The organism is Novipirellula sp. (genome assembly GCF_041583735.1).
Taxonomy (GTDB): domain Bacteria; phylum Planctomycetota; class Planctomycetia; order Pirellulales; family Pirellulaceae; genus Novipirellula.
Genome location: NZ_JBFHFD010000029.1, coordinates 1 through 15,763, shown reverse-complemented (window position 1 = coordinate 15,763; position 15,763 = coordinate 1). Strand labels below are relative to the sequence as shown.

The 15,763-nt window shown below is 55.0% G+C and carries 13 protein-coding genes; 5 read left to right on the top strand and 8 right to left on the bottom strand.

The genetic code is table 11. From position 1 onward, the window contains the following. Positions 1-41 precede the first annotated feature (41 nt). The 7 genes from ABX962_RS04260 to ABX962_RS04230 all read right to left on the bottom strand — a co-directional run bounded on the left by ABX962_RS04260 (position 42) and on the right by ABX962_RS04230 (position 5,468). Positions 42-602, bottom strand: coding sequence for a dihydrolipoamide acetyltransferase (locus ABX962_RS04260; RefSeq protein ID WP_372716942.1), 561 nt, complete (start codon positions 600-602; stop codon positions 42-44). Next, entirely contained in the window at positions 603-1,379 is a 777-nt protein-coding gene (locus ABX962_RS04255; RefSeq protein ID WP_372716940.1) for a flagellar motor protein MotB, read from the bottom strand. A 56-nt stretch (positions 1,380-1,435) separates the two neighbouring features. Beyond that, a complete protein-coding gene (locus tag ABX962_RS04250; protein WP_372716938.1) occupies positions 1,436-2,197 on the bottom strand; it encodes a motility protein A in 762 nt (253 codons plus the stop codon). An 86-nt stretch (positions 2,198-2,283) separates the two neighbouring features. Further along, on the bottom strand, positions 2,284-2,505 hold the full coding sequence (locus ABX962_RS04245) for a flagellar FlbD family protein (protein ID WP_372716937.1): 222 nt from the start codon (positions 2,503-2,505) through the stop codon (positions 2,284-2,286). A gap of 323 nt (positions 2,506-2,828) precedes the next feature. Beyond that, entirely contained in the window at positions 2,829-3,506 is a 678-nt protein-coding gene (locus ABX962_RS04240) for a hypothetical protein (protein ID WP_372716935.1), read from the bottom strand. Positions 3,507-3,585: 79 nt separating this feature from the next. After that, on the bottom strand, positions 3,586-4,731 hold the full coding sequence (locus ABX962_RS04235) for an NAD(P)/FAD-dependent oxidoreductase (RefSeq protein ID WP_372716933.1): 1,146 nt from the start codon (positions 4,729-4,731) through the stop codon (positions 3,586-3,588). Next, positions 4,728-5,468, bottom strand: coding sequence for a TIGR04282 family arsenosugar biosynthesis glycosyltransferase (locus ABX962_RS04230; RefSeq protein ID WP_372716931.1), 741 nt, complete (start codon positions 5,466-5,468; stop codon positions 4,728-4,730). The genes ABX962_RS04235 and ABX962_RS04230 overlap by 4 nt, the downstream gene beginning before the upstream one ends. Before the next feature lie 1,017 nt (positions 5,469-6,485). Between ABX962_RS04230 and ABX962_RS04225 the strand changes: the two genes are divergently transcribed. Then, positions 6,486-7,007 (top strand): hypothetical protein, encoded by a 522-nt coding sequence (locus ABX962_RS04225; protein ID WP_372716929.1) that lies wholly within the window; start codon positions 6,486-6,488, stop codon positions 7,005-7,007. Positions 7,008-7,121: 114 nt separating this feature from the next. Beyond that, entirely contained in the window at positions 7,122-9,503 is a 2,382-nt protein-coding gene (locus ABX962_RS04220) for an efflux RND transporter periplasmic adaptor subunit (protein ID WP_372716927.1), read from the top strand. A 79-nt stretch (positions 9,504-9,582) separates the two neighbouring features. Here ABX962_RS04220 and ABX962_RS04215 read toward each other — a convergent pair whose 3' ends face one another. Further along, complete coding sequence (locus ABX962_RS04215; RefSeq protein WP_372716925.1) at positions 9,583-11,520, bottom strand: TolC family protein; 1,938 nt, start codon at positions 11,518-11,520, stop codon at positions 9,583-9,585. Between the two features lie 584 nt (positions 11,521-12,104). Between ABX962_RS04215 and ABX962_RS04210 the strand changes: the two genes are divergently transcribed. The 3 genes from ABX962_RS04210 to ABX962_RS04200 all read left to right on the top strand — a co-directional run. Continuing rightward, entirely contained in the window at positions 12,105-13,697 is a 1,593-nt protein-coding gene (locus tag ABX962_RS04210; RefSeq protein WP_339936869.1) for a serine/threonine-protein kinase, read from the top strand. Between the two features lie 146 nt (positions 13,698-13,843). After that, a complete protein-coding gene (locus tag ABX962_RS04205; protein WP_372716923.1) occupies positions 13,844-15,052 on the top strand; it encodes a lysophospholipid acyltransferase family protein in 1,209 nt (402 codons plus the stop codon). 216 nt (positions 15,053-15,268) lie between these two features. Further along, the coding region (locus ABX962_RS04200) for an alanine dehydrogenase (RefSeq protein ID WP_372716921.1) at positions 15,269-15,763 on the top strand (495 nt) is incomplete at its 3' end.

Below are 15,763 nucleotides of genomic sequence, written 5' to 3'. Positions count from 1 at the left end.
GGTTTCACACGCCGCGCGTCGGTTTGGCCCGCGTGTGCACTTTACTCCTCGCGTAGCTGGTAGTCGTGAAATCCAACTCCGAGCAAATAATCTTCCGCGAGTAAGTGATTAGATGTCGTCAAAATCCGTCTTTCAAGCAACCCCAATTGATTTTCTTGCAGTTCGGTCAACGCACTGGTGCGGATTTTCATTCGGATCGCGTGCCGCAAACGCCCCTGTTTTTCCCCCAATTCGGCGTCCATGGCGTCCGAGTTCTTTTTGCGGATCAAACCGTACAGATGCAATTCGATCGTGTATTCACGCTCGGTATCGATCGGACTGAACGTTTCCCCAAAAGTGCCGAGGTCGATTTCCTTGACTTCGTTTTCGTCATCCGCCTTCTTTTCGGCTTGGACTTCGCCCTCTTGGACCGATTTGATCAGTTTGGCTTCCGCCAATGCGCTGACTTCTTCGGCACTGGGGACCATCAAAAAGAACATTGCCGATTCGAGCAGTACAATCACCCCCACAAACGCCATCACGAGTCCGCGGCCGACGGCGGCTTTTTTCGGAACGGTCGCTTCGGTGTCGGCGTTGTCAGGAGCTTGTTTTTCGTCAGCCATCTAGTTGTCCTCCCCAATGGAGTCGTTCATTTGAATGGTTCGTGCCTTGCGTTCATCGGCAGTTCCGTGCAGATCCTCGACCGTTTCGTCCAACAGAAAGACTTCGACGCGAGGATTACGAGCGATCGCGACGCTTCCACCGGCGCGGTGCATCGGTTCGCTATCGCCAGCGGATGAAACGCGAAAACGTTCAGCTTCGATCCCCTGTTCGGCGACCAGAGCACTGCGAACGGCAATCGCTCGCCGGAACGCCAATTGGACCGCCTCGTCCGTACCTGCAGTGCGAGCGGCATATTCGGCCGACGTATGACCGCGAACTTCGATCTTTTGCGGTTTGCCTCGCAACTGAGCCGCCAAGTCTTTGATCGCCGCTTTCGCGCTCGGACGTAGTTCATCCGAACCGATGTCAAAAAAGATCACCGAACCGACCGCCGTGACTTGCCCAGGCCGAACGATCCGCACCAACGGGTCTTCGCCGCTGGGGGCCTTCTCGGGAACGCCCCCTTTGGCTGTATCTTTCTTCTTCGCACGGCCCGTGGTCGACAGCACACTGAATTTGCTCGATCGAGGCCTTGAATCCCCCGGGGTCAACGCATCAATCGTTCGTGCGTAGCCAAACTGTTGCTTCATCGAATCGACGAGCGCCTGGTAGGTCTCTTCCTCTTTGATTTCGCTCAGCGATACCAACATGATGAAAAACGTCAGCAATAGACTCATCATGTCCCCGAACGTGACAACCCATTCGGGGATGCCAATTTCATCTGGTTCATCGTCCATTGTTTACTTCTTTTGACTTGATAGCGAAGGAATGCAATTGCAAGGATGTTTCGGGGTTATTCAGCGCCACGTTGATTCGGCGGCAGGAAGGTACGAAGTTTTTGGTCAATCGCTCGCGGGCTTTCGCCTTGTTGGATCGCCATCACGCCGCGGATCGCAATTTCCATACTGACCATTTCGTTACGGCTCAGCAGGCCTAGTTTTTCCGCGAACGGGCTGAAGAAAACATTGGCCACAATCGCTCCATAAAGTGTTGTGATCAACGCGACCGCCATCCCCGCACCAATCCCCGATGGATCGCTCATGTCTTGAAGCATCATGATCAATCCCATCAGCGTTCCGATCATTCCGTAAGCCGGAGCGAAACGTCCGAGTTGGTCCATGATGCTTTTGCCTTCACGGTGACGCACCGCAATCGCATTGACTTCGGTGCGAAGCACTTCTTCGACAATCTCAGGCGTGCTGCCGTCGACCGCCATTTGGATGCCGGTTTTCACCAGCGTGTTCTTGATCTCGCCAACTTTGGATTCGAGTGCCAGCAATCCGTCACGCCGAGCGGTTTCTGCAAGTTCAACGATTTGTTTGATCAATTCCAAGCGGTTTTCGCCTTTGTTTAGCAGCACTTTCAGTGCAATCATGGGCGACTTGATCATGCTGGCCATTGGAAAGCAGATCAATGCAGCCGCGACCGCACCTCCGACCACAACCAAAAACGACGGGATGTCGATAAAGGCCGAGAACGGTGCGTTGCCAAGCGCGATCGATGCAACGATCAATCCGATAGCGAGTATCAACCCGATGAGGCTGGCGATATCCATGATGAATTATTTCCGAAACTAGTTCAGCGTATTGGGTTTGTTGAATCCGGCCGGTAACCGCCGCTTCTTTGATGACGGGGCCGCTGCTAAGACGTGGTGTGATTCAGGGCGACACGTGGCGTTGGAATAAAGTGTTTGCGCTGTTGGTATTCCACCGCTCGCTCGATCACATCATCCATCGTTTCTTTGACCACAATCCGGTCGCCTGAGGTCAAAGTTACGAACGTATCCGGGCGCCGTTCGACGTAGCGAATCAGGTCTGCATTGAGCACAAATGGCTCGCCGTCAAGTCGCGTCAACTTGATCATTGATGTGGTCCCCGTTCGAAATGGTCACGCCCCGCTGGACAAAGTGACTCCACGTGAGTCTGTAGAAAGCTAGATCACGTTGTGGCAACAAGACGTCAGTTGCGAAAAAGAAACAGCTCGTTCCGATGAGCTGTGTAGGCAACATGTTGGCCTGATCGGCATAACCGTCGCAGTCGGAACGATTTGCCCGATCGCCAACGTTATCTACTTTCGGGCTAACCGGGGGGGGCGGAGCGGCGAGGGGCCAATCGCATCGACTTTCGCTCCAACCGGGTGATTTTCGTAGCGGAGCGGCGCGAGCCGCACGGTAAATTTCGAACGGTTTACTCGCTGCGGCGAGGCCGATACAGATCCAGCGTCTCGCGTCCGGCAAGTCCTGCGAACAAGGCCACAATTTCTTGACGCCCCTGTTTGAGGTCTTCGGCCAGGTCGCCGGTGGACGATTGACCGATGCGGAAAAAGTAGTCTGCTGGGAGCGAGAAATCCAAAGGGATTTCAGCCGAATCACCGATCGCCAAAATGACGGCCTCGGAATCTAAGGGGTCAGCCTGCCCATACACGCTGGTCAATTCCAGCCGAAAATCGGGAGGGATCGGATCGTCCTCTTCCGAATCCTCTTCGTCGAGTTCGACTGGCACCGTCGAGATTTTCGTGACGCGCGAGGGACAGCGAAGACGCCCTTCAAGCAGGTCCCCCGCGACGATTCCCTTCAGTGCCTTTTCGACCCAATCCTGGTACGTCATCGGCAAGGTTTGCGGAAGCAACTCGGCGTCTTGCGCGTGCAACGCGGAAACCGCCAATGGCGACAAACACTCGTGCGGCATCACCGGTAGCGGCAATTCGTAGTTCACCCGTTGCGAGTGCCCCACCCCAGCCGCTTCGATCAAAGTCACGTTGTAACCGAGGAATCGGCCGTACAGAGCGGCTTCGACGCCAAGCGGCCCCGCACCAACAATTGCAATGCTGCCAGGCGGATCAAGAGTAGCGGTTTCAGAGGTCATAAAAAGAATCTCAAAGTAAAAAAGGTGTCGGACACCTTTTTGGTGGAATGGGTGGTTTGGCGGTTTGCCTATTTTGACTTTAAGGTGTCGGACACCTTTTTTGTTGTTTGCCGACACGGAAGGGCTGGAGATCGATCGGAGGCGTTTGGCCAGTGATCACGTCGGCGAGACAGACGGCGGTGGCGGGCGAGAAATGAATGCCGCTGCGGTAATGCCCCGCTGCAACATACAAATGAGACGTCTCGGGGACGCGGCCGATCATCGGAAATCCGTCGAACGTTAATGGCCGTAGTCCTGCGCACTTTTGCACCGTCACAGCCGAGGCTAGCTCGGGGATCAAGTCGATGGCGAACTCGCGAAGCGTTTGGATCATGTCCTCGGTCGTCGTTTTATCTAAGCCGACTTCTTCTTCGCACGATCCGATCAACGTCCGGCCATCGTCGCGGCACAGCACATAACGGTTGCCGATGTTGATCACCGATCGAAGCAGCGGTCGTTCCGTTTTGACGACTAGAATCTGACCTCGAATCGGGATCAAGCTTTGCGTTAATCGCAAATCAGGTGATACCAACCCGGTCCAGGATCCACCACAGACGATGACATTGTCACTTTCGATCCAACCCTCAGCGGTTCGCACTGCCGCCGAGGCGTTATCGTGGCGAAGATCCAGCACTGCGGTTTGCTGTGACACTGTGACACCGGCAGCAAGACAAGCTTGGTGCAGCGCGTCGATGTAAAGCGGCGAATTGATTTGGTATTCGTCGGGCACCCACCATGCTTGGGCATCGGGATGCTGCGAAAGCCAAGCGGAGAGCGCGGGTTCACGCGATTGCAACGAATCAATCGCAGCACGTTCGCAGTGGATCTGCAGCTCGCTCCAATAATCGGACATCCCAAGCATCACCGCTTTTTCGCCCGGTGAGTTCGCCAAGTACCAGCCACCACAGCGACGCAGACCGACGTCGATTCCGGTCGTCTGTTTTAGCTGCTCGGACCACTCGGGAAACAATCGATGACTCAGTCCGCGGAGCTGGTCCATCGGGTCGGTAGCGAGATCGAGATTGGCCGGAGGCAGAATGCCACCCGCGATCGTCGAAGTACTCTCGGCAATTTCCCGCTGTTCGATCACTCGCGTTTGGATGCCTCGCTGGGAAAGTTCCCACGCAAGGCTGAGTCCGATCGCACCGCCGCCGACGATGGTTGCTGTGGTGGTGGCGGTCATCATGCAGTTCGATTTTGGCTCAGGATTGTGTCGATCCGATCTGCAAAGTCGGCAAGAGATCGGTTTTGTTCGCGGGATTCGTTTAAATGATCGCGTAAGCGGTCGAGACATTCGATCGTATCAATATCTTCATTTTGCGGAAGCACCGCCAGCGATAATTGACTCTCGGCGGCTCGCTGTTTTGTGATCGCGAACACATCGCCGGAACTCCATGGCATCTCTTGAAAAAGATGCTCAAATCGCTCTGACCATGGACCTCGCAACCCGATCAGGTAGTAGCCGCCATCCATCGCCGGACCCACGACGATATCGTGCGATTCAAGTTGCTGTGCCGCTTCGGAAATCTCCGGCTCACCTAGTAACGGGCAATCGGCCCCAATCAAAACGACGCGGGACGCCGGTGTTTCTGCGGAGGCGGTGCCCAGTTGTGAGCGAAAGAACCGCGACATTCGGTCACCCAAATCACCATCGCCTTGGGGGGTGATCTCCCACGTGTCGGATGCCAGTTGCTCGCGGGCCAGTTGCTCGCGGAATCGCGCGCTGGCGGAATCTGGAGCGATCGAAAGGACGCGGTGATCCCGCACCTCTGCCAATTGTTTGCACAAACGCAATACAAACTCGCGGTGGATTTCGGCCGCGGCTTGCATCCCGATGGAACGCCCCAACCGAGTCTTCACGTTTCCTGCGGTCCAGTATTTCGCCATGATCCCCAAAGTCAGTTTGGATGCGGGGTGCGGCATTTCGGTTTGGTCGATGGCAAAGAGGGGGGGAGGAGACGTTCGCGGTGTCGAAGAACAGGATAGACGAAAGGGAGTGCCGCGTTAAACCAGGGGCGGCGGATATTGCCGTAAAGGACCGCAGCGATACGCACCGGCGGGATCAATGCCGTTCGGCGGTCGCCCCAGTTGTTTCGCCACATATCTGACTCTCGCCCCGCTTCGCGATTCTCGCTTTGCCACTTCAGCGGCTTCTACCCAAGTCAATTCTTTTTGCCGGATGGGGGGATTGGATGTGTGGGGTGGCGAGTCATCGACCGCAGATGTCGATCGCAGTTTCCGGTTTCAGTAAAGCGGGATTCGCTTTGCGGTAGATTGCTGGCCATAGATAGGCCATTTGTGATGTTTGTGGCGTTTTTAACGGTTTTGTAAAATTTTCCGATTATTAAGTTGACCGAGCCCCCCGAATGGTAGAGACTCACGCGTTCTTAACGGGTTTGCTTGATGGATCTTCATCAAGTGCTCAGATTTTTCTCCCTTCTAGAGATGAGAGTTGAGACAATGAAAAAGTTCAAACTGGAACGTCTTGAAGAACGAATCGCACCCAGCAAGATTTCGTACGGCGGAGGAGGTTCGGGAAGCAAGAGTGGCTCAGGAAGCAAGAGTGGCTCAGGATCGAAGAGCAAATCGAAATCGAAGAGCAAATCGAAATCGAAATCGAAGAGCAAGAGTAAGTCCAAGTCCAAGAGCAAATCCAAGAGCAAGAGCAAGTCCAAGTCGGGCTCGAAGAGTAAGAGCAGATAGCAGGCGAGACAAGGTCTTGGAGATTAGCTGGAATGCAACACGCAGCCCTGTATGTTGGTCGCTGAGTCTTGTCATCTAAAGTTTGCCATCTCGTTGCTGTTTGAAGGCCTGGTCGTCGGAAAGGTTTGTTGTGGGTCAGAAACGAACCCGTCAAATTCAACCGGGCCTGTCAATTTCAACCGGGAGGACGGAGAGTCGCGTATTTGCTTCGTCCTTCCTGTTTGTGTTCAATCGTGAATGATCACGCGTGCGATGGAGCGTCGTCCCACTTCCTTCTTCAGCGGTGAGCAGACAATGGGCCACAAGAAAGGCAAAAAAGCCAAACAGCGAAAATCAACCGAGTGTTCACGCTGCACTCGCGAAGGAGAAGCATTCTACTGCTTCAAAAAAAACTACGTGTTTGACGTCGATATGGCGAGGGCGTTTGTCAGTGATGGTCGCGAATCGATCGAGCTTGAACCCGAAGACGTCAACTATTCGGTCGACCGCGTCGAAATCAACGAAGGGCATCTGGCTCATGTCGATCCAAGCATTCCCGGAATTGTCGCTCATTTGTACTACCCTGCGGACGATGGGACCCTTGTGCACGCGCACCGGTTGATTGATGGGCATCATCGTGCCAGTCGTTGTCGCCAGGATAAGATGCCGTTTTATGTTTATGTGTTGAGCGAGGAAGAGAGTATTGCGACCTTGATTCGGTCGCCCGAAGGGTCCACTCCGGAGCATCTTGTTGGTGCTAAAGTTCCCGTTTTGGATTGATGACTTGCTTGGCCCGAATGCCACTGTCCTCAAGCTCGGTGTCAACTCCGTCCCATGTCTACCGAAACTCCCGTCGCTACTGAGATCCCGCCTTCTCTGAGTGACGATATACGCATGTCGACGCCGGATCCGGACGGAATCCGGGTGATCAAGAACCGACGCAAGAACCGTTACATGCGATTGGGGCCGCAGGAATCATTTCTGTTGTCGATGCTTGACGGCAAGACGACGTATGGCGAAGCCGCGTCGCGGTTCGAGACCAATTTTCACGAGCCGATTTCGCTCGATGAATTTGGTGACTTCATCGCGCTGGCCAAAAGCGAAGGGTTGCTTCGCAGCACATCCTCTTCGAAATCCACATCTGAGCGGGACACCCCCAAAACGCTCGGGGAACTCTATCGCCATTGTGTCAAGGCAGCCAAAAAACAGAGTTTGCTCTTTTTTCGAGTCAAACTTTATGATCCCAATGAAACGTTGAATTGGTTAGAGCCGAAGACGCGGTTGTTGTTCAGCCCCACGTTGTTTGTCATCGCGGTATGTTGCGGGATGTTTGCGTTGGGCACCGTGTGGTTGCAGCGAGATTTGTTTGTCCAGCAATTTGCAGCCAATTTTGGTTGGCAAGCTTTTGTCGTGGCTTGGGGCACCACGATTGTGATTACGATCTGTCATGAATTTGGTCATGGCTTGGCTTGCAAACGCTACGGCGGCGATGTTCACGAGATGGGGGCGTTGTCGATTTTTTTTACGCCCTGCTTTTACTGCAATGTTTCGGACGCGTGGTTGTTACCGAATCGTTGGCAACGGTTGTTGATCAGCATGGCGGGAACCTATGTCGATTTTTTGGTGTGGATTGTCGCGGTGGCGGTGTGGCGAGTGACGACGCCCGATGCGGCATTGAACTTTGCCGCATGGGTGATCGTGTCGGCGTGCGGATTGCGAGTTGCATTTAATTTGAATCCCTTGATGCGTTTGGATGGTTATTATGCACTGTGCGATTTGCTGCATACCCATAACTTGCGTCGTCGGGCTCGGAAGCGTTTTGTTGGGTACTCGCGGTGGTTTTTATGGGGCGGCGAAAGACCAGAGCCAAGTACCGAACATACGATGTTAATGGTGTATGGAGCGGGGAATTGGGTATTTACCGTCGGCTTTCTGGGGCTGATGAGCTTCCAAGCCTCGGTGTACTTGCAATCAATGATGGGCATCGGCGGGGTCGTGGCCGCGTTAGGGTTCTTTTCGTTGACGACGAAAAGCTATTTCAAAGGAACACTCGGAGAGAATTTCAGTACGATGTTTCGTTCACGTAAACTCCGCGTTTTCTCGGGACTGGCGGTCTTCGCTGGCATCTTGGCCATTCCGATTCACGATCGCGCAGGCGGCGAATTCCATGTTCGTCCGGTGGTTCGCCGCGAGGTGCGGGCGCCGATCGCCGGTTTCTTGCGTGAAATCAACGCGGACGAAGGCGATACAGTGGCGGCCAATTCGTTGTTAGCGATGATCGAGGTGCCGGAATTGATCAGCAACATTGCACGCAAGAAAGCGGAAATCGCCGAATCCGAAGCGCTGCTGCGACGACTGAACTGTGGTCCGCGGGTCGAGCAGATCAAAGATCAAAGAGAACGGATCGAGCGGGCGAGACATTGGAAGGAGTTGGCCGAAAGCGATCTTAAACGGGCGCGGCAGAGTTTGGTTCAAGAGTTGGCGGCGTTGGAATTGACGGTCCAGCGTGCCAATTCGCAAGTCGAATATCGCAGCGAAATCCTTGCTCAGATGCAATCGCTGCACGATCGAGGTGGATTGGCGGGACAGCAATTGTTGACGCACCAAAAGAACCATCAAGACGCCGTCCTCGATGCGAACCAGGCGGTTGCCGAAATGCGGGCTCGTGAGGCGGAGGGAGTGATTCGTTTCGAAGGCGAATTGGCACGACGCGAGAAAGAGCTCGCCGATGCGGTCGGAGCACTGACGCTGCTCGAGGCGGGTTCGCGGCTTGAAGACATCGACGCCGAAAAAGCGCATCTGCAGCGACTCAATGAAGAACTGAAGCATCTACTGCATCAGCAATCGCAGCAGTTTGTGAAATGTCCGGTCGGCGGCACGATTGTCACGCCACGGTTAAAGGAAAAGGTGGGGGTGTTCGTCGAACGCGGCATGCCACTTTGTGTAATCGAGGATCTGCATCAGCTTGAAGCGGAGATTTCCGTTTCCGAAAAGGACGCTCGCGTGTTGGTCGCAGGGCATCCGATCACACTAAAACCCCGTTCGCTTCCGTTCACTAGCATCCCTGCGACCGTCGATCGTATCGCCCCGGCGGCTCAGTCGCTTGTTCCCAATGCTCCGCGTACGGTGACCGTGTATTGTGTGGTGGATAACCGCGACGGCATGCTGCGAACCGGGATGACCGGATTTGGACGGATTCGGTCCGAACGGCAGCCATTAGGAATGTTGCTGTTTCATGCCGGCGCACGCTTGATCCGCAGCGAATTCATGTGGTAACGCGGTGTGGCGAGTTGTTGCTTCGTTTGGCAGGCGGAAAACATTCGCTGTCCCTGTTTTCCTTCGCCTTCGCCATCGTCTAACGCGGGGTGGCGGTTTCGAGGAAGCTTGCGAATTCATCGTCGGTCCATGGATCGTGATGAAGCGGATTCATGATCACGGGCTCGACGTTTTTGGGGAGCGTGATCGATTGGCGGCAAGGGTCGCCCAGGTATTGAATCGCGAAAAAGTCGAGCAGGGTTCCCTTGATCTCTTCGAACCGCACGATCTCGAAGTTGTATCTCGTGAGCGTTTCGGCGACCGCAATCGCGGCGTCCGTACGCGAGCGAATCGCGCGATAGTAGTCGTCCAGATACGGCAGCATCCAATTGTTGTCGCTCGAATCGGGGGCGGGGTTTTGATAACGCAGTTTCGCGCCGCGAAGCCACTCGTTGGCGGCTTCGTGTTGCAGCTTTGCCTGCTCGTATTCTTGGTACGCGTATTCGATTCGCTGTGCCGATTCGCTGATTTCATGCGAGACCGAAAAAATTTGCTGCTGCAACAATCCGCTGTCTCGCACTAATTTCACGCGAGCTTCTTGCGATAACGCGTTGGCTTGCCGCAATCCCACCGGCATCGACATGGTGACGCCGAGTTGCAGGTCGGTAAAATCGGCGGTCGCCATTTGTTCAATCGCGTTGCCTAGGTTTTCGCCCAAACCGTTCATGCGGTACAAGGCTGTAAAGTCGAGGTTGGGTTTGCGTTGATTGTTGCGGACGAGAAGCTCAAGTCGACGCAGACCGACTTCGAGTCGACGGCGGACCACGTCCGGGCGATTGTCAATCGCTTGGAAATAGGCCCCTTGCGGATCAACTTGGATTTTTTGATCGGTGGGCTCGGTGATGGCAACCAAGGTGCCACCGGCTCCGGGGGATAGTTTCAATAGGTTGCGTAATCGCAATTCTCTGGACACTCGCTCGGACTGTAAACGTATGTACTCTTGTTGATACTCATGAAGCTGGGCACGCGCTTTGGCAACATCGGCCTGGATGACCAATTTCGCTGCCAGCGATTCTCGTTGAATTCGCACGATCTCTTCGAGGACCGGGATGACTTTGCGATACTCTTCTACGGCGACTTGAGCTTGATAGAGATCCCAAAACGCTTCGCTGACGCTGCGTACCGACGACATTAGCGAACCTTTGAAATCCCAGGCGGATTGTTCCACCTCGAGCCGTGCGACCTGGATCGGCGCCATGTTGACCTGCGTTCCCGCACCGCGAAGCAGTGGTTGGCGAAGCGACAACGCCAACTCGCTTGCGTACGTCGGATTGAAACCCGATGTGGTCGAACCGGGCAAAAATAGATAGCCGGGGCTGGGGTTGTAAGCTGCCGAGACCGTTCCGCCATTGCGGAGCGGCTTCGCCAACGATGCCGTCAGCGCCCCCTCGTCACGTTTGAGCGGTTCGGTTAATCCTGGGCCAAAAAAGGCATTCGGAGGATTGTTGAATTGGTTGCTGTAAAATTGCGATTCAAATTGGGTGTCAAACGCCGCCAATGCCGCTTGCAGTCGTGCTTCGGACGCCTCGACGTCATAGAACGTGGTCCCCGATGTCGTGATCTGCCCCCCCTCGGCGACGCGGGCGATTCGCGATTGATTCAGGCTCGTTTGGATCGCTTCGTGCAGCGACAGCTCACGATCGGCGTCGCCAGCGGAGTTGCTTTCTGGTTTCCGCAGCCCCGTGGGGGGCGGAATCTGCTCTGACAGCGTGGCGGTTTGGACGTTGTGGGACGCGTCATCGGCCGAGGCCAGCTGGATCGGTGGTTCCGGTAAGGGCGTCGATTGAACCGTTTGTCGATCTAGCGATTGGTTCGATTGCAGTGCATATTGCATGCTGGCTCGATCGCGACGCTTGGCCCAGCGATCCGACCCATGGCAGCCCGAAGCGATGATGACGAGCATCAGCAGGAAAGATGTTTGGGGGCGGAGCATGGCGTGTCGCTGCAAAAGAATCGCGGACGAAACAATCCGAGGCATCTTCTTGTTTCGAGCGGATCCCGCTGCCTGTGGTAGAGAATGAGCCGTTTTTTAATCGATTCATTCGATTCCCAGCGGGATATCCTTGCCCCCTTGCCTAAGTTCACTCGGGTTGGCCGGTGGTCGCCCTGGCGGGTGTGTGTCAGTGAGCGAGAGGTGAGCTTGGTAGATTCCCCCATCCCACGGATTTCGTGCATCGCATTCCCCAAGCACGCGGACCTCGCAGCAAAATCGAGCTTTCTTCGGATAGCCGCACCGCTAAACACGGCGTTTTGGCATCAATGCCGATAGCATTGACCCCGTGCCCGCGGACGTGCATCTTGCTCCCATTCATGCTCGCGCGACGCTCTTTCGCTCGTAGGGCGTGCTTCGCAAGCGGGCTCACTGAGGCGGCAGGACGGGAAATTTGGGGCGGAAGCCGTTGCCAGCACAAAGTGTACAGACTTGGAGCGGCTCGATTTCATCGCCTGAAAAATTCGCGTAATGTAGAATTTCAGCTAGGATAAGGTTATTCACGTGATCCAGAAATTGTTATGCTTCTTCGCGCGTGCAATTGACAACCTTCAAGGAAACATCGGGACGGCATGTCCAAGATTTCCACGGAAAAGTTTCTCGAGATGGTCGAGAAAAGTGGTCTAGTCGAGCAAGCGACCCTGAAACGCTTGCTGGAGAAGGTGCGCGCTAAATGCGAAGGCCAGCTTCCCTCGGACGCCAACAAGCTGGCGGCTCTTTTCCGGCGACAAGGACTATTGACCCAGTGGCACCTCGATAAGTTGCTGGTAGGGAAATACAAGGGTTTCTTCCTCGGCAAATACAAACTGCTCGGTCATATCGGTTCGGGGGGGATGAGCAGCGTTTACCTTGCCGAGCACATGCGGTTGGGCGACAAGCGTGCCATTAAGGTGTTGCCAAAAAAACGCGTCAATGACGCCACCTACTTGGCGAGATTCCAGCTTGAAGCCAAGGCGATCGCATCGCTGAATCACCCCAATATCGTCTTGGCGTATGACATCGATAACGAAGGCGATGTGCATTACATCGTGATGGAATACGTCGACGGCATCGATTTGTTGATGTTGGTCAAACGCGATGGTCCGCTCGATTTTTCCACCGCGGCCGATTTGATTGCCCAAGCCGCTCGCGGACTCGATCACGCTCACGACAAAGGGGTCGTGCACCGTGACGTCAAACCCGCCAACCTGTTGTTAGATCTAAATGGTAGTGTTCGCTTGTTGGACATGGGGTTGGCATTGGTCGCTTCGGGCGACGATGAATCGTTGACGGTGGCGAACAATGAAAACGTTTTAGGGACCGCCGATTACTTGGCACCCGAACAGGCGCTGAACAGCCACACCGTGGACCATCGCGCGGACATCTACGGGCTTGGGTGTACGTTCTATTATCTGTTGACCGGACAGCCGCCGTTTAACGATGGCACGTTGGCACAGCGAATTGCCAAACATCAAACGGAGATGCCCAAATCGATTCGCCAATTACGGCCTGATTGCCCAGGCGAATTGGAAGGGATCTGCGTCAAGATGATTCAGAAGGATCCCAAGTACCGCTACCAACATGCGGGAGAAGTCGCGGACGTGCTTGAGCGATTTGTCGCTCGTGTTCCCAAGGGGGCCAAAGTAACCTCGGGCTTGGGCGATGCGCCGATGCCGGATGAAGAGTTAGGTTCGTCGATCGGTTTCGATGATTCACAGATTTCGAAAAATCAAAACGACACGATCTCGAACAAGTCTGGCGATACCATTTCCAGCAGCCGAGCTTCGTTGCTACTGAACGAAGGAATCAGCAGTAGTGATAGTGGCCGGTTGGTCAACGTGCGTCCGCGTCCCGATTTGGTGGACGGAAGTTTTATCGATCTGCAAGCCGAGTCGGGTTATCGGCCCAGCAGTGGAATCTCGTATCAACAGTCCGAGGAAGGTTTGGGGTCGGGGCGTTTCCCTCGCGCATCATCGGGCCGTTCAAGTGTGCATGTTGGTGGCGATTCGGATATCTACAACAGTTCGGCCAGTCAAATTGGAAGTGGCAGCGGACGTGGCGGCAATGCGTCGCGGCGGCGTAATGAGAAGTCGGTCGATCCGCTGTTGTTGGGAGCGTTGGCGTTTGCATTGTTTGTCGTGGCGATTGCAATTGGGTTTTATTTGGCCCGCATGACCTCGGGGTAAGCCCGTTCGGCCGCCCCCCTCTGGTGTCAAGGCGTTCCCTCGCCGTCTGGCGATCGTCGCGGTAAACCGATATGGTTGACGACGCTTTGCCGTGCGGCGTGTCTCACGGAAATTCCCTTTGGGTACTGCAGTAGAGTTTCAACCACGTGACTGTGATTCTCGACCGGCCGTATCAGTTTGTGCCGCCTTGCCGTAACAACCTGTGGCCCGCCTTCATTCAGCAATTTCGAATCGTCGACCGCTATTTACGCAAAAAAGAGGGAGTGGTTTCGTACGAATGCCGTAACCTTGATGTCTTCCGTGAATCGCTTGCTCGCGGTGATGGGATTCTGCTGGCGCCGAATCATTGTCGGTATGCCGACCCGCTTGTGTTGGGCTGGCCCGCTCGGCACGCGAAAACGCCTGTGTATGCGATGGCGTCATGGCACTTGTTCAACGACGGTTGGCTCGATGCCTTTGCGATCCGGCGGATGGGAGCGTTCAGTATCTTTCGCGAAGGCTCCGATCGAAAGGCGCTTGATACCGCGATCGAGATTCTGACCGAAGCCGAACGCCCCTTGATTGTCTTTCCCGAAGGGACCACCAATCGCACCAACGACGTGCTCAAGCCGCTGCTCGACGGAGTGACGTTTATGGCGAGGGCCGCCGCTCGCCGTCGCGAAAAACATTACGGCAGCCAAGTCGTGATGCATCCCATCGCAATCAAATACCTCTGTAAACAAAAAATCGATTCATGGGCCAACGAACAATTGTCTGTGATCGAATCGCATCTTGGGTGGACCAAGTCACTTGGCGGCTCGATACTTGGACGCACCATACGCGTCGCCGAGGCGTTGTTGGCATTACGTGAGGTGCAGTATTTGGGGAGTACGCGTGCGGGCAATCTTTCGGAGCGTCGCGATGGGCTGATCCAACATCTGCTCAAGGATACTGAGTCGCGTCTAAAGATGTCCTCGGGGGATGAGGACCTGCGAACTCGAGTTCGCGCGATCCGCACCAAGGTCTCGTCGATTTGGTTTTCGGAAAACCCAGATGAACAGGAAAAGGTGCGTTTGAAAAACGACATCGTGGCCGCCGATCTTGCTCAAGAGCTAGTGTCATACCCCAATTGCTATCTCGAGTCCGATGACGTCACGGATTCTCGAATTGTTGAAACGATCCAGCGAATGCAGGAATCGTTGTGGGGGAAAGCCGATGTGGGGATCGATCTGCATGTGGTGATCGAGTTTGATTCCGCAATCCCAGTGCCTGCGGCGAAAGCACCGCGAGGCGTTGAAGATCCGTTGCTCTGCGAGCTTCGCGAACGCTTGAGCACGATGATCGCTCGCTTATCCAAAGAGGCACGGCCGCTGTAGGCTGAATCCGCCACGTAATTGCAAATCGTAGGGGGCAATTCGAAACCGGCAAAACATCGGTGCGACCAAGCAGTCGACGGACCCAATGTGCAATCGTACATTGCCTTAGAATCGTCTCGTCACTGTGACTTGCGTTAGCGTTATGTGCGTCCCATGGCTGTCTTGCCGCTTGGGGGTACAGATCCACTTGTCTCGCTTGTTGAGAAGGAAACTAATATGATCATTGGGGTACCCACCGAAGTTAAGACCGACGAATATCGTGTGGCATTGTTGCCGGTGGGAGTCGAGGAATTGGTCGCTCGCGGGCATCAAGTCCTGATTCAATCCGAGGCTGGCGTGGGCTCGGGGGTGACCAATGAAGACTACCTGCAATGTGGCGCCGAGCTGTGCGATACGGCTGACGAGGTGTTCGCGCGAGCCGACATGATCATCAAGGTGAAAGAGCCTCAGCCCGAAGAGTATGGCAAGGTGCGTGCTGGGCAAATCCTGTTTACCTACTTTCATTTTGCCGCCAGCCGAGATTTGACCGATGGAATGCTCGAAACCGGTTCGACCTGTATCGCTTACGAAACCTTGCGTGACGAACAAGGACGACTGCCGCTGTTGACCCCGATGAGCGAAGTGGCGGGGCGGATGAGTGTCCAAGAAGGCGCCAAGTATCTCGAGAAACCACAAATGGGCCGCGGCATTTTGCTTAGCGGTGTGCCTGGG

Excerpts from the sequence above, each read along its gene's own strand:
- ABX962_RS04260 (WP_372716942.1), bottom strand. The coding sequence starts at position 602 with ATGGCTGACGAAAAACAAGCTCCTGACAACGCCGACACCGAAGCGACC.
- ABX962_RS04255 (WP_372716940.1), bottom strand. The coding sequence starts at position 1,379 with ATGGACGATGAACCAGATGAAATTGGCATCCCCGAATGGGTTGTCACG.
- ABX962_RS04250 (WP_372716938.1), bottom strand. The coding sequence starts at position 2,197 with ATGGATATCGCCAGCCTCATCGGGTTGATACTCGCTATCGGATTGATC.
- ABX962_RS04245 (WP_372716937.1), bottom strand. The coding sequence starts at position 2,505 with ATGATCAAGTTGACGCGACTTGACGGCGAGCCATTTGTGCTCAATGCA.
- ABX962_RS04240 (WP_372716935.1), bottom strand. The coding sequence starts at position 3,506 with ATGACCTCTGAAACCGCTACTCTTGATCCGCCTGGCAGCATTGCAATT.
- ABX962_RS04235 (WP_372716933.1), bottom strand. The coding sequence starts at position 4,731 with ATGATGACCGCCACCACCACAGCAACCATCGTCGGCGGCGGTGCGATC.
- ABX962_RS04230 (WP_372716931.1), bottom strand. The coding sequence starts at position 5,468 with ATGCCGCACCCCGCATCCAAACTGACTTTGGGGATCATGGCGAAATAC.
- ABX962_RS04225 (WP_372716929.1), top strand. The coding sequence starts at position 6,486 with ATGATCACGCGTGCGATGGAGCGTCGTCCCACTTCCTTCTTCAGCGGT.
- ABX962_RS04220 (WP_372716927.1), top strand. The coding sequence starts at position 7,122 with ATGTCGACGCCGGATCCGGACGGAATCCGGGTGATCAAGAACCGACGC.
- ABX962_RS04215 (WP_372716925.1), bottom strand. The coding sequence starts at position 11,520 with ATGCCTCGGATTGTTTCGTCCGCGATTCTTTTGCAGCGACACGCCATG.
- ABX962_RS04210 (WP_339936869.1), top strand. The coding sequence starts at position 12,105 with ATGTCCAAGATTTCCACGGAAAAGTTTCTCGAGATGGTCGAGAAAAGT.